Here is a 20,541-nt window from a genome sequence, read left to right on the forward strand (position 1 = left end):
AGAGAACAACATGCCGTACGTCATCGCCGAACCGTGCATCGACGTCACCGACCGCTCCTGCATGGAGGAGTGCCCGGTCGACTGCATCTACGAAGGCGAGCGCAAGCTCTACATCAACCCGTTCGAGTGCATCGACTGCGGCAACTGCGAACCCGCGTGCCCGGTCGAGGCGATCTCGCAGGACCGGCACGTGCCCGACGAGTACGCCGCCTTCGCCGAGGACAACCGCCGCTTCTTCACCGAAGCCCTGCCCGGCCGCGACGCGCCGATCGGCCAGCCCGGCGGCGCGATGTCGTTCGGCCCCGCCGGCGCGGACACGGCGCTGGTCGCCGAGTACGACCCGCGCTAGCCGCCGCTCTCGACGAAGGAGTCCCAGTGGTGCTGGGCCTCGTCGCGCCATTCGGTGTGGCGGGTGTGGAACAGCTCGGCCGCCTGCGTGCCGCTCCAGCGGTCGGGCAGGAGGGTGCGCGGCAGGTCCGGGTCGAGGAACGGGAAGCGGCGCCACTCGTGCACCAGGCGCGTCTGCGCGAGGAGCACGGCCTCGCCCGAGCGCGGCGCGAGGCCGGTGAACTCGTCGATGAAGCGCTCGTAGTGGTGTTCGAGCTCGCGCAGGTCCCAGGCGCGCGCGACCATCTGCTGCTCGTCGCCGATCTCGGCGTAGCTCGCGACGAACGACATGGCCTGGCCGCCGTCGGTCAGCTCCGCGACGAGGCGAGCGGCCTCGGGTTCCGCGCCGACGTTCGGGCTGATCCACACACCCGGCGCGGGCGAGCCGAAGCCCGCCCAGCTCAGCCGCGTGCGCATGCGGTGGCGCAGGTCGCGCTGGGATTCGGGCACCGACACGAGCAGCACCAGCCACGTGCGGTCCCACTCACCGGTCTGCCGGCCGAAGCCGTAGATGCGCTCGGCGCCTTCGCTCAGCAGACGGCGCCCCGGCGGCGTCAGCAGCCAGCGCACGCGCCGGCCCGCGCGTTCGGACTTCAGCCAGCCCTCGCCGGACGCGCGGGCGAGCGCCTGGCGGGCCGACTTCTCCTCGACCTTGAACAACGCGAGGGCGTCGACCAGCGACGACGTCCAGACCGGCTCCTGGCGAGGCAGCACGTACTCGCCGAGCACCGTCATGAGCAGCGACCGCGCACTCGTGTGCGCCAGTTCGCGCCGTCGCGAGACGGTGGGCCGGGTGGCCGCCACCTGCGGATCACCGCCTTCCGGGAGAAAAACTGGTACAAGCGTCTGGTCAGATTACCCGGTTGACGGTGCCTGAGCGTGCGACCCGGGGGAGAACGGTTGCTCTCCTGGCAAGGCCTCCTGGCTGAATTTCCCCGGACGTTTTCGTGCCGGCGGCTGAGCGTTTCAGAGCATCGAGATTTCCAGTTCCGCCGGGCGTTCGCGGGATCGGTGCCGATGTCGAGCCCGGTGATCGTGCTGCGCTCGATCCCGAAGGCCGCTGCGACCCGCCAGGGGACGGCATTGCCGAAGGCCGAGGGTCACTACAGTGGTCGATTGCCGAGGTTCGAGCAGTTTCTTCGTGTGGTGGAAAGGCTTCTGGTTGTTCGGGTCCGGGGATGTCGAGTCGGTGGTCGCGCGGTTGAGGGCGGCGGGCTGTGTGTTCGCCGAGGAGGAGGCGCGGGTGCTCGGCGAGGCGGCGGCGGGGGACGCGGCGGCGCTGGAGACGTTGGTGCGGCGGCGCGTCGAGGGCGAGCCGCTGGAGTACGTGGTCGGCTGGGCGGAGTTCGCGGGGCGGCGGTTCGTGGTGGCCGAGGGCGTGTTCGTGCCGCGGCACCGCACCGAGCTGCTCGTGCGGCTGGCGGCCGGGTTCGCGCGGCCGGGCGCGGTCGTGCTCGACCTGTGCTGCGGGTCCGGCGCGCTCGGGGCGACGGTGGCGGCCGAGGTGCCCGGCGTGGAACTCCACGCAGCGGATGTCGATCCGGTGGCGGTGCGGTGTGCGCGGTCGAACGTCGACGGTGCGGTTTACGAAGGTGACCTGTTCGAACCTTTGCCCGAGCGGTTGCGCGGCCGGGTCGAGGTGCTGATTTCGAACGTGCCGTACGTGCCCAGCGGCGAGGTCGCGCTGCTGCCGCCCGAGGCGCGTGAGCACGAGCCGCTCGTGGCGCTGGACGGGGGAGCCGACGGGCTCGACGTGCTGCGGCGCGTCGTCACGGAGGCGCCGCAGTGGCTGGCGCCCGGCGGCCGCGTGCTGTTCGAGACGAGCGAGCGGCAGGCGGAGCCGGCCGTCGCGGCATTGGCGCAGGTGGGGCTGCGCGCGTGGGTCGAAGAATCGGAAGATCTCGGGGCGACGGTGGTCGTCGGCGAGCGGAAGCCGTTGCTGCACAAGGAGTAATCGTGATTCGCCGGGTGGCGGCCCGGGTAGTTGGCCGGGGCCGCGAGAGTGAGGGGCCCCGATGAAGGTCTACGCCGACCGCCCGGTCCGCCGCACCGCGCAGGTGCTCAGCGACGTGTTCGCGTTCGGGCTGCTCGCGTTCGCCGTGTGGCTGGCCGCGCGCGCGTACGACGAGGTGATGCGCTTGCGCGCGCCGGGCGACGGGCTCGTCGACGCGGGTTCCGGGCTGCGCGCCACGTTCGACTCGGCCGCAGACAAGGCCGGCCAGGTGCCGTTGATCGGCCACCCGCTCGCCGACGCGCTGCACTCCGGCTCGGCCGCGGGCACCGAACTCGCCGACGCGGGCCATTGGCAGATCACCGCCGTCGAGGACCTCGCGTGGTGGCTCGCGGTGCTGGTGGTCTCCGTGCCGCTGGTGTTCCTGCTGGTCTCGTGGCTGCCGCTGCGGTGGCGCTTCACGCGCGGCGCCACGGCGGCGGCCCGGCTGCGTCGCCAGGGCGCCGAAGGACTCGACCTGCTCGCGTTGCGCGCGCTCGTCACGCGGCCCCTGCCGCGCAAGGTCCGCGCGGGCGATCTCACCACGGGCTGGCGCGAACGCGATCCCGACGTCGTCGCGGACCTGGCCGCGCGCGAGCTCGCGCACCACGGGCTGCGCCTGCCCGCCGCCGACCGGATCGGTCCGGTCATCGGGACGAACGCGAAGTGAGTCGATCACGACACGGATTGGTCGCTTCCCCGTACTGCACTTCCCGGGCCGCGCCGTTTAGGGTCGGGGCATGAAGGTCGGCCTGCTCACCCGGGAGTACCCGCCGGACGTCTACGGTGGAGCGGGGGTGCACGTCGAGTTCCTCGCCCGCGAACTTCGGTCGCTGGTCGACCTGGACGTGCACTGCTGGGGACCGGACCGCGACGACGGCGCCCACGGCCACCGCGACCTCCACGGCTACGCCCAGACCGCGTTCGCGACCATGGACATCGCCGTGTCGATGGCCGACGCGCTGGCCGGGCACGATCTCGCCCACAGCCACACCTGGTACGCGAACCTCGGCGGCCACCTCGCGAAGCTCGCCCACGGCATCCCGCACGTGATCACCGCGCATTCGCTCGAACCACTGCGTCCGTGGAAGGCCGAGCAGCTGGGCGGCGGCTACCGCGTGTCCTCGTGGATCGAGAAGGACGCGTACGAGGCGGCCGACGCGATCATCGCCGTGAGCGCGGGCATGCGCGAAGACGTGCTGACCGCGTACCCGGCCGTCGACCCCTCGCGGGTGCACGTGGTGCACAACGGGATCGACACCACGCTCTACCGTCCCGACCCCGGCCGTGACGTGCTGGCCAAGCACGGCATCGACCCGGACCGGCCGTATGCGCTGTTCGTCGGGCGCATCACGCGGCAGAAGGGCGTGCCGCACCTCGTGCGCGCCGGCTCGGAGCTCGCCGAGGACCTGCAGCTGGTGCTGTGCGCCGGCGGGGCCGACACACCGGAGCTCGACGCCGAGTTCCGCGGCCTCGTCGCCGAGCTGCAGGAGAAGCGCACCGGTGTGCACTGGATTCCCGAGATGCTGCCGCGCCCCGAGGTCGTGCAGCTGCTGACGCACGCGACGGTGTTCGTCTGCCCGTCGGTGTACGAGCCGCTGGGCATCGTGAACCTCGAGGCGATGGCGTGCGGCACGGCCGTGGTGGCCAGCGACGTCGGCGGGATCCCCGAGGTCGTCGACGACGGCGCGACGGGACTGCTCGTGCACTACGACGAGAACGACACCGCGGCGTTCGAGGCGGGGCTCGCGCGGCGGATCAACGAGCTGGTCGCGGATCCCGCCCGGGCCGCCGCGCTGGGCCTGGCCGGGCGCGACCGCGCCGTGGGAGAGTTCGGCTGGGCGGCGATCGCCGCGAGGACGGTCGCGATCTACGAGGCGTGCGGGAGGGTTTCGTGATCGACGGATCGGATGTCCTGGGGATCGTGCTGGCCGGTGGCGAGGGCAAGCGGCTGATGCCGCTCACGGCCGACCGGGCCAAACCCGCGGTGCCCTTCGGCGGGGTGCACCGCCTCATCGACTTCGTGCTCTCCAACCTCGTCCACGGCGGGATCCGGCGGATCTGCGTGCTCACGCAGTACAAGTCGCACTCGCTCGACCGCCACATCTCCACCACGTGGCGGCTCTCCTCGCTGACCGGCGAGTACGTGACGCCGGTGCCCGCGCAGCAGCGTCTGGGCCCGCGGTGGTTCCAGGGCAGCGCCGACGCGATCCACCAGAGCCTCAACCTGGTCTACGACGAGTCTCCCGCCTACATCGCGGTGTTCGGCGCCGACAACATCTACCGCATGGACCCGCGCCAGATGATCGACGAGCACATCGCGTCGGGCGCCGGGGTGACCGTGGCGGGCATCCGCGTGCCGCGCGCGGAGGCGAGCGCGTTCGGCGTGATCCAGACCGGCGACGGCACGAAGATCGACGCGTTCCTCGAAAAGCCCCAGGACCCGCCGGGCCTGCCGGACTCGCCCGACGAGGCGTACGTGTCGATGGGCAACTACGTATTCACCACTCAGGTGATGCTCGACGCGCTGCACGCGGACTCGAAGAACGTCGGGTCCAAACACGACATGGGCCGCGACATCATCCCCGCGCTCGTGGACAAGGGCCAGGCGGCCGTCTACAACTTCAGCGGCAACGTCGTCCCCGGTGAGAGCGAGCGCGACCACGGCTACTGGCGTGATGTCGGGACCATCGACAGCTACTACGACGCCCACACCGACCTGATCTCGACGTACCCGATCTTCAACCTCTACAACCGCAAGTGGCCGATCCTGTCCTACCCGGGACAGCGCGCCGCGGCGAAGTTCGTGGAGGGCGGCACCGCCGGGCAGTCGATCATCAGCAACGGCTGCATCATCTCCGGCGCGCAGGTCGTGGACTCCGTGCTCTCCCCGGACGTCGTCGTCGAAAACGGCGCGGTCGTCCAGGGCTCGGTGATCCTGGACGGCGCCCGCATCGGCCGCGGCGCCGTGGTGCGCCGGGCGATTCTCGACAAGAACGTCGTCGTCCCGCCGGGCGCCCACATCGGCGTCGACCTGGCCCGCGACCGCGAGCACTACCACGTGAGCCCGGGCGGGATCGTGGTGCTGGGCAAGGGAGAATCGGCGATCTAGGCCCGGTCGGCCGCCGCCACGAGGGAGGCGTGCGTCGGGGCGTCCGGGACGTTCGCCGGTCGATTCTTGGCGAACTCCGCGCGCAGCACGGGAACCACTTGCTCGCCGAGGATGTCGATCTGTTCCAGCACCGCCTTGTGCGGCAGCCCCATGCCGTCGACGGCGAAGAGCTGGCGCTGGTAGTCCCCGGCGTAGTCGCGGAACGCGAGAGTGCGTTCGATGACCTGCTGCGGGCTGCCGACCGAGAGCGGGGTCTGGTCCATCGTTTCCTCGAGCGACGGGCCACCGCCGTAGATGGGGGAGTGGTCGAAGTACGGCCGGAACTCACGGATCGCGTCCTGGGAGTTCGGGCGCAGGTACGTCTGACCGCCGAGCCCGACGATGGCTTCCTGGGCCGTGCCGTGGCCGTAGTGTTCGAAGCGGGTGCGGTAGAGCTCGATCATCCGCCGCGTGTGGTCCGCGGGCCAGAAGATGTTGTTGTGGAAGAAACCGTCACCGTAGTAGGCGGCCTGTTCGGCGATCTGCGGGCTGCGGATCGAGCCGTGCCAGACGAACGGGGGCACGCCGTCGAGCGGGCGCGGGGTGGCGGTGAAGCCCTGCAGCGGGGTGCGGAACTTGCCTTCCCAGTCCACGAGCTCCTCCCGCCAGAGCCGGCGCAGCAGGGCGTAATTCTCCACCGCGAGCGCGATCCCGTCGCGGATGTCCTTGCCGAACCACGGGTAGACGGGGCCGGTGTTGCCGCGGCCCATCATGAGGTCGACGCGGCCGTCGGCGAGGTGCTGGAGCATCGCGTAGTCCTCGGCGAGCTTCACCGGGTCGTTGGTGGTGATGAGCGTCGTGGAGGTCGAGAGCAGGATGCGGCTGGTCTGCGCGGCGATGAACCCGAGCACGGTCGTGGGCGAGGACGGCACGAACGGCGGGTTGTGGTGCTCACCCATCGCGAACACGTCGAGCCCGGCCTGCTCCGCGCGCACGGCGGTCTCGATCATGCGTTTGAGCCGCTCGTCCTCGCTCGGCGTCTGCCCCGACACGGGGTCGCGCGCCACATCGCCCACCGTGAAGATCCCGAACTGCATGACCGCCTCCCGCTCCCGAAGTTGATGCATCAACTGAACCGGGAGCGGGAGGCGGGTATTCCGGGCGTCAGTGCTTGCGCTTCCCGGCGTCGTCCTGCACGTCGAACTGCTCCTTGCGGACCTCGCCCGTCACGGTCTGCTCCTCGGTGACCGTCTCGGTGTTCAGCCGCGCGCGCTCGACGGGTACGGTTTCCTTGCTGATGACCGGTTTCTCGGCGTGCAGCACCACGTCCTGCTCCTGCTCGCCCAGCTCGGCGCGACCGGTTCCGCCGCGCGCTTCGGTGATGGGCTCGCGCTCCAGGCGGACCTCCTCGTGGCTCACCGGGACCGTGACCTGCTGCTCTTCGGTCACGACGTACTTGCGCAACCGCACGTGCCCGGTCTCCACCTGCTCGGTACCGACGTGCAGGCGCTCCTCGGACCGGATCATCTCCTCGCCGCGGGTGCCCGAGCCGGCGTCAGCCATCGAGCGCTCGCCACGACCGTGCGTGCCGCGGCCGGCGGCAGTGTCCATTTTGCCCCGGCCGGCCGCCGTGTCCTGCTTCCCGCGGCCCGCGGCCCTGTCCTGGTTGCTCCGGCCCGCATTCGCGTCGGGTGCCGTGCGCGGCATCGGCAGGCCGTAGTGGCGGTAAAGCTCGGCGCTCTCCGTGGACGACAGGTGCCCGTCGGCGTCGATCCGCGGCGCCTCCGAGACCTGGTCCTTCGCGACGTTCACGTGGATCCCGTCGTTGTCGACGTTCGCGCCCGAGAGCGGCACGAAGCTCTCCTTACTGCCGAACAACCCGGTTTTCACGGTGATCCACTCGGGTTCCCGGGTGGTGTCGGCGAGGTAGACGTTGCCGACCTTGCCGATCTTGTTGCCATCCGGGTCCACCACCGCGCTGTCCATCAGTTGCTGGGGCTGCAGGGTGCCGGCCATGACACTCACGTCCTCTCTCACTGGGATTTCCGCTGGTGATCTCCACCGTCGGACGTGTCGTCGATCACGGCAACTCTCCGTTGTGCCGGTGGGTGACCCCGGAAAGAAAACGTTTCGTGCACTTCGTTCGGGGTAACGCGCGGGCATACCGGCTGCCCGGACGATCGCGGTTCGCAGCCGAAGCTCACCTGATCGGGTAACAACTGTCCGGTGTGGAGCGATTCAGGCGCAGACGCTCCCGCATCCCCGAAAGGTCCCCCGACGATGCGCAAAACCACGATCGCCAGATTCACCGCGGTCCTGACCCTGATCGTTCTCGGCATCGGCATGTCCGCGGTCGTCCCCTCCGCCGACGCCGCCCAGGAAAGAAGCTGGTGCGCCCGTAAGGCCAACGTTGCCATCATCGGCACTTCGGCCGACACGGGTTACGGCTCGACCGGCTACCAGTCCACCACGGACACGTGGTCTTCCACCACTTACGGCTGGACCACGAAGTTCGCGGACAGCCTCCGCGCCCAGTGGCAGACCAACGTGCAGAACTACTCGCACAACGGCGCCCTCGCCGCCGACTACCTGCCCGGCGGCCGCTGGGCAGGCACGACCGGCGCGATGGCCGACATGGCCGCCAAGCAGCCCGACCTGGTCCTCGTCGACCTCGGCGGCAACGACCTGTGGGCGCAGGTCGACCCGGCGAAGTTCCAGACCGATCTGAACAACGTCATCGACGGCATCCGCGCCTCCCGTCCGGGGGGTGTCGACATCCTCATGTCGATCTACGCCCAGCTCAAGTGGACGCCGAACCCGTACGGCGGCAACACCCAGAAGTACACCTGGGACCAGTACGCGTCGGTGATCTACCAGACGGCGGTCGCGAAGGGCACGGCGCTCGTGGACATGCGCCAGTACATCCCGCCGGCCGGCTCGGCGAACCTGCCCAACCCCAGCCCGTGGACGTCGGACAACATCCACCTCAACGACGCGGGCAACCTCGCCGAGTACGGCATGTGGTGGGGCTGGACCTCGAGCCTGGGCAGCATGTGCGGTTGAGGTTCCGCCAGCTGTGGTGACCGTGGACGTTGTTGACGGTCGAGCGGCGCGTCGGGTCGATCACGACGAAGACCTCCGTGTGGGGTGCTGGTGTCTGACGCCATCAGCGATCACACCGGAGGTCTTCGTGGCCCACCGTCGCATCGAACGCCTCATGACCGGCAACGCGTTGACCTACCGCCGCTCCCGCGCCTGGCACGACGCCCTCACCGAAGAATGGGCCGACGCCCAACCCTTCACCAGCTCACACGAACGAGTCGAAGCAGTACCCGGCTTCCTCCACGCCTGCAACCACCACCGGGCACGCACCGCCCTCGACGGCCACCCACCCAGCGCCCGGCGGCACTACAGCTGGACCCTCGCGTGGGCGAGCACGAACAGCTCCGCGGGACGCAGGGCGTCGCGGCGCGGCCACACGTCGTGGTCGCGCTGGTGGACGTGCCGGACGGTGCCGAAGCCGTTGTCCCGCAGCAGGTCCGTGAGCTCGGCGGGGGAGAAGCAGCTGCGCCAGGGTTCGCCGGCTCGTTCGGCGACCTGGGAGACGGCGTCGGCGTAGTGCGCGCCGGCGTCGTTCCGCAGGGGCGCCGGGAGCACGTAGTCGGCGACGAGCTGCGTGCCCGGGGCGAGGCCGGCGACGGCGCGCAGCGTGCGGGTGATGGCGGCTTCGGTGAGGTACATCGTGACGCCGAGCCAGCTGACCAGCGCCGGGCGGGCGAGGTCGAAGCCGTGCTTGACGAGGGCTTCGAGGAGGTCGCCGGTCGTGAGGTCCAGCGGGACGAAGGTGCGGTTCGCGGGTTCGGGGAGGTCCGCGTTCGCCAGCTGTGCGCGTTTCCACTCCTGCGTGCGCGGGAGGTCCACTTCGAACACGTGGGTGTGCGGCGCGCGGTACGCGGAGGTGTCGAGGCCGGCGCCGAGGACCACGCTCTGGGGCGCTGACTGGGCCTCGGTGTAGCGGCCGCGGCAGAGCACCTGGGTGCGGCCGCCGGCGAGGATCGGGTCTTCGGGGTTGTCGCGGTGGTAGGCGAGGAGCTGGTCGCCGTAGTCGCCGAGCAGGGGTGCGGCGAACTCGTCGGTGAAGATCTTGGGCTCCGCGTCGACGATCAGGTGCGCGGCGCGAGCGGCGGCCGCGGTGAGGGCCGTGAAGCTGGGTTCGGTCACGGGCCGACCCTAGCTCAGGAATAGTGCAAGGATAGCACAGATAGATCTTTTTCGCAAGGTCTGCCGGGTTGCGATCCGGCGGCGGTGGCGGAACTCCTCAGGTTTCGGTCTTTGCCGCTGGTCACCGAGTTTACGCAGGTCAGGGTGGGTGGCGTAACTCTGGCGTAATGCGGATCCGGGTACGGTCGCGCAGGTGGAACCTACGTCTTCCCGGCCCCGCGCCGAGCGTGCCCGGCAGATCGCCGACGTCCTGCGCCAGCGCATCACCGCGGGCGCCTTCGACGACGGCCCGCTGCCCGACGAGCACACCCTCGGCACCCAGCTCGGCGCCACCCGCAACGCCGTGCGCGAGGCCCTCGGCCTGCTCCGCGCCGAAGGCCTCGTCGAGCGGCGCCAGGGCGTCGGAACGCTGGTGGTGCACCCGAAGTACGGCCACGGCCTCGACCGGCTCGCCGGCCTCGCCGAAGCCCTCGACGGCTACGGCGACGTCGTGAACGAGGTCCGCTCGGCCGCCATCGTCACGCCCCCGCCCGCCATCGCCGAGCGGCTGGCGCTGGTCCCCGGCGCGCCCGTCGTTCACCTGGAACGCCTGCGCCGCCTCGGCGGAGCGCCGCTGTCACTGGACACCACCTACCTGACCGCCGACATCGGCGTCCCCTTGCTCGACCACGACCTCGCGGGCCGCGACCTGTTCGCCCTCATCGAGGAAACCAGCGGCCGCCGCCTCGGCCGCGCCGACGTGGTGGTCCACGCCGTCACCGCCGGCCCGGACACCGCCGCGTTGCTGGACATCACCCCCGGCACGGCCGTCTTCGCCCTCGACCGCCTCACCCACCTCGACGACGGCCGCCCCGTCGACGCCGAAACCCTCCACATCCGCGCGGACCGACTCACCTTGCGCGCGACACTGCACCGGGGCCCGGCATGACGAGCACGACGATCGGCTGCCACGCCCGGCTTGGTTTCGCGGCTCGGCCTGGCTCGCCGCGACCGGTCGCGCGCCGCACGACGGCGAGCGGTGGAACGCGGTCGGTCCACCTGCCGGCGCGGTCGGGTGCGGTCCTGGTCGGGGGACCGACATGACGGGTATGGCGATTGGCTGCCGTGCATGGCTTCGATTCGCGGCTCGGTTCGGTCCGCTGCGGCCGGTTGCGCGCCGCAGGGCGGCCGGCGGCGCAGTGCCGCCGGCGTTCCGAGGTCTTGCCCCGGATGCTGGCATGGGGCGTTTGGCGATCGGCTGCCGTGCATGGTCTCGCTTTGCGGTTCGATCTGGCGCGCGGCGGCCGGCCGCCGCGCGCAAGGCGGTGGGCGGCGGGGTGTGGCTGCCGGCGCGGTCGGGTGCGGTCCTGGCCGGGGGACGGGCATGACGAGCGTGACCACCGACGTTCTGCTGGCGCTTTTCGGGCTGGCCGGCGGGATCGGGATCACGGCGATCGGGCCGGGTGGGGTTCTGCCGACGATCGCGTTGTTCTTGCTGACGCCGTTGGGGCCGGCGCAGGTGGCGGGGACGGCGATCGTGACGCATGTGGCGACGGGGCTGGCCGGGAGCGCGGCCTATGTGCGGTCCGGGCAGTTGCGGGAGCGGCACACGAGGCGGGTCGCGGTGCTGCTGGCGGGTGTCGCCGTTGTCGGGACGCCGGTGGGGGTGCTGCTGAATTCGCTGGTGTCCGCGCGGTGGTTCGGGGTGGTGCTCGGGGTGTTCGCCGTTGTGGTGGCGGCGTTGGTGGTGGTGCGGCGGCCGGCGGCGGAGCGGGAGCCGTCGGCGGGTTTGGTGCTGGGGATCGGCGCGGCGGTGGCGGTTGCGGCGGGGCTGGTGGGTGTGGGTGGGCCGATGCTGACCGTGCCGGTGCTGGTGGTGGTGGGGCTGCCGATGCTGGAGGCGCTGGCGGCGGCGCAGGTGCAGTCGGTGGTGATCGCGACGGCCGGGGCGGTCGGGTATCTCGCGAGCGGGGCCATCGACTGGCGGCTGGCGGCCGTCGTCGGGGTGCCGGAGCTGGCGGGGGTGGTCGTCGGCTGGAAGATCGCGCACGCGTTGCCGACGAAACGGCTGCGGATCGCGCTCGTGGTCGCGTTGGTCGCCGTGGCGCCCTATCTGGTGCTGAAGTAGTGAAGGGCGCCTTGAGGAAGGTCCCTCAAGGCGCCCTTCAAGAACAGAACCTCAGCGCACCCGGTCGAACGGCAGCTGCACCACCGGACCCGGGCGCACCGTCCGGCCGGCCGCGACAGCGTCCACTTCGGACTCTGACAGCGCCCGGCGGTAGAGCCGCGTGTCGTCGAGGGAGCCGGCGAAGTGGTAGGCGCCGTCGAGCCGTTCGCCGAGCTGGAGCTGGAACGAGACGGTCTCGCTGACCGAACCGGGCGAGTCCGGTCCGGCCGCGGCGAGCACGCCGTCGACCCAGATCTTCAGCCGGCCGCCGGTGCGTTCGAGCGCGAGGTGGTGCCACTGCTGGTCGTCGTAGGCCTGCGTGGTGGTCACCGACTTGCTGCCCGCCGCCGTGGTCATCATGGCGATGAGCCGGTGCGACGCGGGTTCACCACGCAGCCACAGCTGTGGCGCCGTGGTGCCCATGCCGCCGAGCCACAGCAACGCCTGCGGGTCCTTCGAAGCGCCGTAGTCGAACGACGTCGTGAAGGTGAAGTCACCCGAACCCGGCAGCTGCGACCAATCGAAAGGCACCCGCACGAAGTCGTCGACCCCGTCGAGCTGCAGCGCACCGTGGGACACCGACGCACCCCCGAGCACGTACGCGACGGCGCCCGGCCGGGCCACGTCCGGGGTCGTCGGGCCGGCGGAACGCTGCCACCCCAGGTAGTTCTCGTCGAAGCGCGCGAAGCGGATCTCGTCACGGGCGTCGACCGCGCCGCCCTCGTACATCAGGCCGATCTTCGCGTCACGCTCAAGCGGGCCGCTCAGCTGCACGAGGTCGGAGTAGCCGGACCAGTCGCTGGTCACCCGGGTGCCCTGCTCCGCGTCCTCCCACGTGCGGCCGTTGTCGTAGGACGAGCGGACCATCATCCAGCGCCGGCGGTCGGTGTCCGACGGCGAGGCGAACAGGATCCGCTCGCCGCCCGGCCGTTGCAGGCGCAGCAGGGACCCCTGCACCATCGGTGTCACCAGGTCGGGGATGGTGGTGAAGCGCTTGCTGAACGTCTGGCCACCGTCGCGGCTCAGCGCGTAGTCGCGGTTGCCGACGTCGGTGCCGCCCTGTTCTCGCCCGCCGGCGTAGATCGTGCCGTCCGGCAGCTCGACGACGCTGACCTCCGAAGGCTTCTGCGCATACGTGCCGCCCACCGGATGCGGGTAGCTGTCGACGGCGCCGACGTGCCAGCTGCGCCCGGAGTCGTCGCTGTAGATCAGCGCCGCGTAGTTCTCGATGGAATTGGTGCCGTCGCTGCGTTCCGCGTTCACGCCGAACACCAGCCGGCCCGCGTGGCGGCCCTTCGTGAGCTGGATGCCGTGCACCGGTCCCGAGGCGTACCACGAGTCCCACGCCGGCAGCTTCGCCTGCGCGCTGATGTCGACCGGCGCCGACCAGGTCAGGCCGTCGTCGTCGCTGTACTGCGAGTGCGGCGTCCGCGGACAGGGCACGTCGCAGGCTTTGTCGTCGTCGCGGCCCTTGTTGTACGTGGTGATCAGCACGATCCGGCCCGTGCGACTGTCCACGATGGGCACCGGGTTGCCGTGTGTGTCGCCGCCACCGGGGTTGACGACCTGCAGCGGCGACCACGTCTGCCCACCGTCGGTGGAGCGCTTGAGCACGAGGTCGATGTCGCCGGTGTCGCCGCAGTTGTCGCGCCGGCCCTCGGCGAACGCGAGCAGGGTGCCGTGCGTGCTGCGGACGATGGCCGGGATGCGGAAACAGGCGTAACCCGTCTCCTGGTGTGGGTTGAAGAGCACCTGCTGGTCGAACTGCGGAACCGGTGCCGGCGCGGCTTGCGCGGCCGCCGCCGCGTTCACGCCGGACACCAGCACCGCGAACGCGAGTGCCCAGCGGATGATCGGTCTCATGTCCCGTTCTTCCCTTCGGCTAAGTGAAACTCCCCAGTAGAACGGCCACCCCACGCGGCGCGAGGAGCACCGCTTCCGTCGAGCGGCCGGGATCGGTGAGCAGATCGGGCGCGGGCGAGGCCAACGTGACCGTCGTCGCCTCGGCGCCGTGGTTGAGCAGGAACAGGTACTGGCCCTCGGCGCCGTGCCGGACCACGGCCTGGACACCTTCGGGCAGGCCGGGCAGCACGGGTGAAACCCCGGCCTCGGCGGTGATCCGGTCGAACAACGCGCGCATCGCGGCCGCGTCGGGCCGGGTGGCGAGGTACCAGGCGACGCCGGCGCCGAAGGGGTTCCGCGTGACGGCCGGGCGGCCCGCGAGCTCACCTTCACCGAAGGTCGCGACCACGACCGCGCCCTCGGTCTCCACCCACTCCGACCAGATGGTGGCGGAAGACCCCTCGAGCGAGAGCCCGATCGAACCGCCCTCGGGCAGCGGCCGGAACTCGTCGACCTTCAAGCCCAGCACGTCCCGCAACGGCGCCGGGTACCCGCCGAGGTAGGCGCGGTCGTTCTCGTCGACGATGCCGGAGAAGAACGACACCACCAGGTGCCCGCCACCGGCCACATAGGACCGCAGGTTCTCCGCGACGCCCGCGTCCATCAGGTACAGGTTCGGCACCACCACGAGCTTGTACCCGGACAGTTCGCAGGTCGGGCGCACGACGTCACACGTCACGTTGGCGTCGAAGAGCGGCGCGTAGTGCGCGAGGTGCGCGTCGAGCTGGCGCAGGTCGTCCGACGGGTGCGAGTCGAGCTCCAGGGCCCACCAGCTGTTCCAGTCGTGCAGGATCGCGACGTCGGCCTTCACGCGGCTGCCGGCGAGCTGCGGCACCGACGCCAGCTCCCGGCCGAGGTCGGCCACCTCGCGGTACGTGCGGGTGTCGCGCCCGCCGTGCGGCACCATCGCGGAGTGGAATTTCTCGGCGCCGCCGGCGGTCTGGCGCCACTGGAAGAACAGCACGGCGTCGGCGCCGCGCGCCACGGCCTGCCAGCTGCCCAGCCGCATCGAGCCCGGTGGCTTGGGGCCGTTGCGTGTGCGCCAGTTCACCGCGCTCGGGGCCTGCTCCAGCAGCAGCCACGGCTGTCCGTCCTTCGTGGACCGGACGAGGTCGTAGGCGAACGCCGCTTCGACGTGCCCGCGCGGATCGTAGGGATCGGGGTAGGAGTCCAGGCTCACCACGTCCTCGTGCGGTGTCCAGGAATGCCAGTCGAGCGCTTTCTGCACCAGGCCGACGAAGTTGGTCGTCACCGGCACGTCCGGCGTCACCCGCGAAAGCACCTCGCGCTCGGTGAGGTAACAGCCGAGCGACGCGTCGGAGGAGAACCGGCGGTAGTCCAGCTGCTGCGCGGGGTTCGGGAACGTCGGGGCCACGCGCGGCGGCTCGATCTCGGCCCAGTCGTCGTAACGCTGCGACCAGAACGTGGTGCTCCAGGCCGCGTTCAGCGCCTCGACGCTCTGGTACCGCTCGCGCAGCCACTCGCGGAACGCGGCGGCCGAGACGTCGCAGTAGCACGCCCGGATGTGGCAGCCGAACTCGTTGCCGATGTGCCACATCTTCAGCGCCGGGTGCCCGGCGTACCGCGTGGCCACCTGCTCCACCAGCCGGGCCGCGTGCTCGCGGTACACGGGGCTCGACGGGCAGAACTGCTGCCGCGCTCCCGCCGAAAGCCGGGTCCCGTCCACGCGCACGGGCAGGATTTCGGGATGGCGGTGGGAAAGCCACGGCGGCGGCGACGCCGTCATGGTGGCCAGGCACGCGTCCACACTCCCGGCCGCGAGCTTGTCCAGCACCGTGTCGAACCAGCCGAAGTCGTACTCGCCGGGGCGCGGTTCCACCTGCGCCCACGAGAAGATCCCGACCGTGACCATCGAGACCGACGCCTCGGCCATGAGCTTCAGGTCCTCGTCCCACACCTCGGGGGACCAGTGCTCCGGGTTGTAGTCGCCGCCGTAGTAGACGCGGTCCATCTAGAGCAGCCCCGCTTCCGCCAGCTTCTCCTTGATGCGCAGCAGCTCGTCGCCGTTGAGCGGCAGCTGCGGCGGCGCCATCACGGCGTTGTCGATGAACCCGCGCATCTTCATCGACGCCTTGAACGCGCCGAGCGCCGCCGAGCCGCGTCCCATCCGGCTCGGCGGCGCGACGTCGGTGATGGTGAACAGCGTCAGCAACCGGTCCTGCTCGCGCCGCGCCGCGTGGGGGTTGCCGGAGCGGACGTGGTCGTGGATCAGCACGTAGCCGACCGGGTCGACGTTGCCGAGCCCGGGCACCGCGCCGTCCGCGCCCAGCGCGAGCGCGGAGTCCACGAGCAGCTCCGAGCCGGTGAAGACGGCGAAGGTGTCGAGACCGCGTTCGCGCCGTTCCTTGAGCACGTAGCGGAAGCCGGCCTCGTCGCCGCTGGAGTCCTTCAGGCCGGCGATCACGCCGTCGGCCGCGAGGCTCAGCACGAGCTCGCGGTCGAGCTTCGTGTGCACCGCCACGGGGATGTCGTAGGCGAAGATCGGCAGTGCCGTCTTCTCGTGCAGCAGCCGGAAGTGGCGGTCGATCTCGGCCACGTGCGTGCGCGTGTAGTACGGGGCGGTGACGACGATGGCGTCGGCGCCCGCCTCCTCGGCGGTCTTCACGTGCTCGGCCACGCGCAAGGTCGTCATGTCGATACAGCCGGCCAGCACCGGCACGCGGCCGGCGACCTGGTCCACGGCCGTCTCGATCGTCACGCGGCGCTGTGCGTCGGGCAGGAAGGCGACCTCGCTGGACGAGCCGAGCACGAAGACGCCGTGGACGCCGGCGTCGAGCTGGAACTCGATGTGGCGCCGCAGCGAGTCGGTGTCCACGGTGAAGTCGTCGTTGAACGGCGTGCACAGCGGGGGGATGATGCCGGCGAACTTCGTCGCGGTCATGAGGCGTTCACTCCGGTGGTGATCTCTGGGTGGATGCAGCGGTAGCTGTGCCCGGCGGCTTCGGTGAGCGGCGGCAGCGCCGACGCGCACTCGGCCGTGGCCTTCGGGCAGCGGGTGTGGAACGCGCAGCCGCTCGGCGGCGCGGTCGCCGAGGGCACGGGTCCACTGAGGACGATCGGCTCGACGGGGTGCAGCAGGCTCGGCGTGGCCGAGAACAGCGCCCGCGTGTACGGGTGCCGTGCGTCGCCCGGCAGGTCCTCGGCCGCGGCTTCTTCGACGATCCGGCCGAGGTACATCGTCACGATCCGGTCGCTCATGCGCCGCACGGTCTGGATGTCGTGCGACACGAACACCATGGCGAGACCGAGCTTCTCGCGCAGGTCGATGAGCAGGTTGAGGATCTGCGCGCGCACCGACACGTCGAGCGCCGACGTCGGCTCGTCGGCCACCAACAGCGTCGGCCGCAGCGCCAGCGCCCGCGCGATGGCCACGCGCTGGCGTTGCCCGCCGGAAAGCTGCGCGGGCAACGCGTCCGCGACGCTGCTCGGCAGGCCGACCAGGCCCATCAGCTCCTGCACGCGCTCGGCGCGTTCGGCGGGCGTGCCCACGTGGTGCACGTCGAGCGGGTCGCGCAGGATCTTCGCGACGGGCAGCCGCCGGTTGAGCGCCGTGGCGGGGTCCTGGAACACCATGCCGACCTGGCGGCCCAGCTCGCCCGGGCGCAGCCCCGACAGCGGCTTGCCGCCGTAGCGGACGGTGCCCCGGGTCGGTTTCTGCAACCCGACGAGCACTTTGGCGAGCGTGGACTTGCCGCAGCCGGACTCGCCGACCACGCCCACCGTCTCGCCCGCGGCGATCTCCAGGTCCGCGTCGGTGAGCGCGTAGACGTTGTCGCTCCCGAACAGGCTCGCCGCGCGGACGCGGTGGACCACGTGCACGCCGTCGACTTCGACCAGCGTCATACCTGGGCTCCTTCCACGACGGCCGGGGTCGTGCGTTCGGCGGGGTAGTGGCAAGCCACGAGGTGGCCGTTCCCTTCCGGTTCCGGCGCCACCTCGAAGCAGTGGCCGCGCGCGGCCGGGCAGCGGTCGGCGAACCGGCACCCGGGCGGGAAGTCCGCCGGGGCGGGCACGACGCCCTTGATCTGGGTGAGCGTGGCCTCGTTCTCCTCCAGCGACAGCACGGCGGACAGCAGCCCGCGCGTGTAGTGGTGCCGCGGCGAGCCCACGACCTCCGCCGTGGCACCCGTCTCGGCCACCTGCCCGCCGTACATCACGACCACGCGGTCGGCGACGTCGGAGACCAGCGCCAGGTCGTGCGACACCAGGATGAGCGCGAAGCCGAGCTCTTCCTGCAGGCGCAGCAGCAGCTTGATGATCTGCGCCTGCACAGTCACGTCGAGCGCCGTGGTCGGCTCGTCGGCCACGATCAGCTTCGGGCTGCGCGACAGGGCCATGGCGATCAGCACGCGCTGGCGCTGTCCGCCCGACAGCTCGTGCGGGTAGGACCGCAGCGTGCGGCCGGGATCCAGGTTCACCAGCTCCAGCAGCTCCTGCGGCGTGCGCGTGCCGCCGCGGCGGGTGAACTGCTTGAGCTGAGCGCGGATCGTCATCGCCGGGTTCAGGGAGCTCAGCGCGTCCTGGTAGATCATCGAGATGTCGTGGCCGAGGTGGCGCCGCCGCGTGCCCGCCTTCATGGTGAGCAGGTCGGCGCCCTCGAACAGGACCTCCCCGGACAGCCGCGCGGCCGCCGGCTGCAGGCCCATGATCGACAGCGCGGTGAGCGACTTGCCGCACCCCGACTCGCCGATCAGCCCCAGCACCTCGCCGGACCGCACGGTGAAGGACACGCCGTCGACCACGTTCACGCCGTTGTGGCGGTCGGGGAAGCTGATCGCGAGGTCCTTCACCTCCAGCACGGCCCGGCGGCCGGTGAGGTCCCGGGCCTTGGCCGCCAGCCGTTCGCCGGCCTCGAGCAGGCCCGCGAGCGGCAGCACCGGTGCGGTGTTCTCGGCCGCCTTCTCCGCCTCGATCTTCTTGGCGACCTCGCCGGCCTTCGCGTTGCGGGCCGAAGGCGCGGCCCACGCGTCGGAGATCCCCTCGGACAGGATGTTGAGCGCCAGCACCGTGATCAAGATCAGCAGGCCGGGGAACAACGTGGCCCACCAGCCGCCGGTCAGCACGAGGTCCTTGCCGTCGGCCAGCACCGAGCCCCACGACGGGTTGGGCGGCTGGATGCCGGCGCCGATGAACGACAGCGACGCCTCGAACACGATCGCGTCGGCCACCGTCACCGTGCAGTACACGAGGATCGGCGCCGCGCAGTTGACCGCGACGTGGCGGGCGAGGATGAACAGCCGTTTCGCGCCGAGCACGCGCTCGGCGGCCACGTAGTCCTCGCCGTACTGCGCGAGCACGTTGGCCCGCACCACCCGCGCGACCGGGGCCATGTTGAGGAACCCGATCGCGAGGATCAGCACGAGGATGCCGCGGCCGAACACGGCCACCAGCACCGCGGCGAGCGCGATGCCGGGGAACGCCATGATCACGTCCATCACGCGCATCACCACGGCGTCGGTCTTGCGCCCGGACGTCGCGGCGAACGAGCCGATCACCACACCCGCGATGAGCGCGAGCACGGTGGCGCCGAGGCCGATCGCGAGCGACCAGCGCGTACCGGCCACCAGGCGCGAGAAGATGTCGCGGCCCGACTGGTCGGTGCCGAACCAGTGCTCGGCGCTCGGGCCGCCGGTGTCGGTGCTGAGCGCGTCGGGGTTGTGCGTGGCCAGCAGCGTGCCGAGGATCGCGACGAGCGCGAGCACCACGAGCAGGCCGAGCGCGAGCCACGACGTGGGCGGGAGTTTCCGGAACCGCACCCCGGGCCGCGAGAGCCGGTCGGTGAGGTTCGCGTGCAGGACGGGGCGCATCAGGAGTGGCTCCGCAGTCTCGGGTTGGCGATGAGGTAGAGCACGTCGACGATGAGGTTCACGAGCACGAAGCCCACGGCGATGGTGATCACGAACCCTTGGACCTTCGCCGTGTCGCCGTCCTGCACGGCCTGGATCATGTTCTGGCCCATGCCGGGCAGCGCGAACATCGTCTCGATCACCACCGCGCCGCCGAGCAGGTAGCCCACGCGCAGGCCGAGCACGGTGAGCGGGTTGACCAGCGCGTTGCGCAGCACGTTGCGGCCCACCACGACCACGGGCGGCAGGCCGCCGCCGCGGGCCGTGCGCACGTAGTCCTTGTCCAGCTCCTCGACCATCGACGTGCGGATCACGCGCGTGAGCTGCGCGGCGACCGGCAGCGACAGCGAGATCGCCGGCAGCGTCAGCGAGTTGAGCCAGCCCGACACCGAGTCGGCCGGGCTCACGTAACCGCTGGTGGGGAACAGGCCCTTGCCCACGGCGAGCCACTGCACGAGCAGCAGCGCGATCCAGAACGCGGGCGCCGCGACGCCCGCCAGCGTGACCACCCGGATCAGGTGGTCGGGCCAGCGGCCGCGGAACAGCGCCGACGTCACACCGAGCACGACCGAGAGCACGAGCGCGATCACGAGCCCGAACAGCGTGAGCTGCACGGTGAGCGGGAGCGCGGTGGCGATGGTCTGGCCCACCGGCTCCTTGGTGATCACGCTGGTGCCGAAGTCGCCTTGCAGCAGGTGCCACACGAAGTGCACGTACTGCAGGGGCAGGGGATCGAGCAGCCCGTTGGCCTGGCGGAACTGCTCCAGCTGCGCCTCGGTCGCGTTCGCCCCGTTGAACGCGGCGAGCGCCGGGTCCACGGGGGAGAACTGCATCACGATGAACACGAACAGGATCACGCCGAGCAGCAGCGGGATCAGGGCGAGGATGCGAGAGGCCAGCATCCGCACGACGACGATCACGGTGGGTGGTCCTCCCG

General features: G+C 71.0%; 18 protein-coding genes. 8 read left to right on the forward strand and 10 right to left on the reverse strand.

Annotated elements, in window-relative coordinates; all coding sequences use genetic code 11:
• The first annotated feature begins 10 nt into the window (after positions 1 to 10).
• Complete coding sequence (gene fdxA / locus AB0878_RS37015) at positions 11 to 349, forward strand: ferredoxin (protein ID WP_366585363.1); 339 nt, start codon at positions 11 to 13, stop codon at positions 347 to 349.
• Here the strand turns inward: fdxA and AB0878_RS37020 are convergent.
• Positions 346 to 1,152: a PaaX family transcriptional regulator C-terminal domain-containing protein gene (locus AB0878_RS37020; protein WP_366585521.1), complete on the reverse strand. Its 807-nt coding sequence runs from the start codon at positions 1,150 to 1,152 to the stop codon at positions 346 to 348. The two genes, fdxA and AB0878_RS37020, sit on opposite strands and share 4 nt — an antisense overlap.
• 376 nt (positions 1,153 to 1,528) lie before the next feature.
• Between AB0878_RS37020 and AB0878_RS37025 the strand changes: the two genes are divergently transcribed.
• The 4 genes from AB0878_RS37025 to glgC all read left to right on the forward strand — a co-directional run bounded on the left by AB0878_RS37025 (position 1,529) and on the right by glgC (position 5,489).
• Entirely contained in the window at positions 1,529 to 2,341 is an 813-nt protein-coding gene (locus AB0878_RS37025; protein ID WP_366585365.1) for a putative protein N(5)-glutamine methyltransferase, read from the forward strand.
• Between the two features lie 61 nt (positions 2,342 to 2,402).
• On the forward strand, positions 2,403 to 3,047 hold the full coding sequence (locus AB0878_RS37030) for a hypothetical protein (protein ID WP_366585367.1): 645 nt from the start codon (positions 2,403 to 2,405) through the stop codon (positions 3,045 to 3,047).
• A gap of 70 nt (positions 3,048 to 3,117) precedes the next feature.
• Entirely contained in the window at positions 3,118 to 4,275 is a 1,158-nt protein-coding gene (gene glgA / locus AB0878_RS37035; protein WP_366585369.1) for a glycogen synthase, read from the forward strand.
• Complete coding sequence (gene glgC, locus AB0878_RS37040) at positions 4,272 to 5,489, forward strand: glucose-1-phosphate adenylyltransferase (RefSeq protein WP_366585371.1); 1,218 nt, start codon at positions 4,272 to 4,274, stop codon at positions 5,487 to 5,489. The genes glgA and glgC overlap by 4 nt, the downstream gene beginning before the upstream one ends.
• Here glgC and AB0878_RS37045 read toward each other — a convergent pair.
• Both AB0878_RS37045 and AB0878_RS37050 read right to left on the reverse strand, forming a co-directional pair.
• A complete protein-coding gene (locus AB0878_RS37045) occupies positions 5,486 to 6,565 on the reverse strand; it encodes an LLM class flavin-dependent oxidoreductase (RefSeq protein WP_366585373.1) in 1,080 nt (359 codons plus the stop codon). The two genes, glgC and AB0878_RS37045, sit on opposite strands and share 4 nt — an antisense overlap.
• A gap of 67 nt (positions 6,566 to 6,632) precedes the next feature.
• Complete coding sequence (locus tag AB0878_RS37050; RefSeq protein WP_366585375.1) at positions 6,633 to 7,484, reverse strand: PRC and DUF2382 domain-containing protein; 852 nt, start codon at positions 7,482 to 7,484, stop codon at positions 6,633 to 6,635.
• Positions 7,485 to 7,748: 264 nt separating this feature from the next.
• Between AB0878_RS37050 and AB0878_RS37055 the strand changes: the two genes are divergently transcribed.
• Complete coding sequence (locus AB0878_RS37055) at positions 7,749 to 8,531, forward strand: SGNH/GDSL hydrolase family protein (RefSeq protein WP_366585377.1); 783 nt, start codon at positions 7,749 to 7,751, stop codon at positions 8,529 to 8,531.
• Between the two features lie 345 nt (positions 8,532 to 8,876).
• Here AB0878_RS37055 and AB0878_RS37060 read toward each other — a convergent pair whose 3' ends face one another.
• On the reverse strand, positions 8,877 to 9,689 hold the full coding sequence (locus AB0878_RS37060) for an SAM-dependent methyltransferase (protein ID WP_366585379.1): 813 nt from the start codon (positions 9,687 to 9,689) through the stop codon (positions 8,877 to 8,879).
• A gap of 193 nt (positions 9,690 to 9,882) precedes the next feature.
• On the opposite strand from AB0878_RS37060, the gene AB0878_RS37065 reads away from it, so the two are divergent.
• A complete protein-coding gene (locus AB0878_RS37065; RefSeq protein ID WP_366585381.1) occupies positions 9,883 to 10,617 on the forward strand; it encodes a GntR family transcriptional regulator in 735 nt (244 codons plus the stop codon).
• A gap of 435 nt (positions 10,618 to 11,052) precedes the next feature.
• Entirely contained in the window at positions 11,053 to 11,796 is a 744-nt protein-coding gene (locus AB0878_RS37070; protein ID WP_366585383.1) for a sulfite exporter TauE/SafE family protein, read from the forward strand.
• A gap of 51 nt (positions 11,797 to 11,847) precedes the next feature.
• Here the strand turns inward: AB0878_RS37070 and AB0878_RS37075 are convergent, their stop codons facing one another.
• The 6 genes from AB0878_RS37075 to AB0878_RS37100 are packed head-to-tail and all read right to left on the reverse strand — an operon-like array spanning position 11,848 to position 20,524.
• Positions 11,848 to 13,698 carry a sialidase family protein gene (locus AB0878_RS37075; protein ID WP_366585386.1) on the reverse strand — a complete coding sequence of 617 codons (1,851 nt, stop codon included), beginning with the start codon at positions 13,696 to 13,698 and terminating at the stop codon, positions 11,848 to 11,850.
• A 19-nt stretch (positions 13,699 to 13,717) separates the two neighbouring features.
• Positions 13,718 to 15,709, reverse strand: coding sequence for a beta-galactosidase (locus AB0878_RS37080; RefSeq protein WP_366585388.1), 1,992 nt, complete (start codon positions 15,707 to 15,709; stop codon positions 13,718 to 13,720).
• Positions 15,710 to 16,639 carry a dihydrodipicolinate synthase family protein gene (locus AB0878_RS37085; protein WP_366585390.1) on the reverse strand — a complete coding sequence of 310 codons (930 nt, stop codon included), beginning with the start codon at positions 16,637 to 16,639 and terminating at the stop codon, positions 15,710 to 15,712. It lies immediately after the preceding gene.
• Positions 16,636 to 17,601, reverse strand: a complete 966-nt coding sequence (locus tag AB0878_RS37090) for an ABC transporter ATP-binding protein (protein ID WP_366585392.1) — start codon at positions 17,599 to 17,601, stop codon at positions 16,636 to 16,638. Before AB0878_RS37090 ends, AB0878_RS37085 begins: the two co-directional genes overlap by 4 nt.
• A complete protein-coding gene (locus AB0878_RS37095) occupies positions 17,598 to 19,565 on the reverse strand; it encodes a dipeptide/oligopeptide/nickel ABC transporter permease/ATP-binding protein (protein ID WP_366585394.1) in 1,968 nt (655 codons plus the stop codon). The genes AB0878_RS37090 and AB0878_RS37095 overlap by 4 nt, the downstream gene beginning before the upstream one ends.
• Positions 19,565 to 20,524 carry an ABC transporter permease gene (locus AB0878_RS37100; protein WP_366585396.1) on the reverse strand — a complete coding sequence of 320 codons (960 nt, stop codon included), beginning with the start codon at positions 20,522 to 20,524 and terminating at the stop codon, positions 19,565 to 19,567. Before AB0878_RS37100 ends, AB0878_RS37095 begins: the two co-directional genes overlap by 1 nt.
• Positions 20,525 to 20,541 lie beyond the last annotated feature (17 nt).

Origin of the sequence: Amycolatopsis sp. NPDC047767 (assembly GCF_040704195.1) — a bacterium.
Classification (GTDB): Bacteria; Actinomycetota; Actinomycetes; order Mycobacteriales; family Pseudonocardiaceae; genus Amycolatopsis.

Coding starts and splice junctions, on each gene's coding strand:
- AB0878_RS37085 (WP_366585390.1), bottom strand. CDS start 16,639: ATGACCGCGACGAAGTTCGCCGGCATCATCCCCCCGCTGTGCACGCCG.
- AB0878_RS37050 (WP_366585375.1), bottom strand. CDS start 7,484: ATGGCCGGCACCCTGCAGCCCCAGCAACTGATGGACAGCGCGGTGGTG.
- AB0878_RS37045 (WP_366585373.1), bottom strand. CDS start 6,565: ATGCAGTTCGGGATCTTCACGGTGGGCGATGTGGCGCGCGACCCCGTG.
- AB0878_RS37030 (WP_366585367.1), top strand. CDS start 2,403: ATGAAGGTCTACGCCGACCGCCCGGTCCGCCGCACCGCGCAGGTGCTC.
- AB0878_RS37090 (WP_366585392.1), bottom strand. CDS start 17,601: ATGACGCTGGTCGAAGTCGACGGCGTGCACGTGGTCCACCGCGTCCGC.
- glgA (WP_366585369.1), top strand. CDS start 3,118: ATGAAGGTCGGCCTGCTCACCCGGGAGTACCCGCCGGACGTCTACGGT.
- fdxA (WP_366585363.1), top strand. CDS start 11: ATGCCGTACGTCATCGCCGAACCGTGCATCGACGTCACCGACCGCTCC.
- AB0878_RS37075 (WP_366585386.1), bottom strand. CDS start 13,698: ATGAGACCGATCATCCGCTGGGCACTCGCGTTCGCGGTGCTGGTGTCC.
- AB0878_RS37095 (WP_366585394.1), bottom strand. CDS start 19,565: ATGCGCCCCGTCCTGCACGCGAACCTCACCGACCGGCTCTCGCGGCCC.
- AB0878_RS37080 (WP_366585388.1), bottom strand. CDS start 15,709: ATGGACCGCGTCTACTACGGCGGCGACTACAACCCGGAGCACTGGTCC.
- AB0878_RS37055 (WP_366585377.1), top strand. CDS start 7,749: ATGCGCAAAACCACGATCGCCAGATTCACCGCGGTCCTGACCCTGATC.
- AB0878_RS37070 (WP_366585383.1), top strand. CDS start 11,053: ATGACGAGCGTGACCACCGACGTTCTGCTGGCGCTTTTCGGGCTGGCC.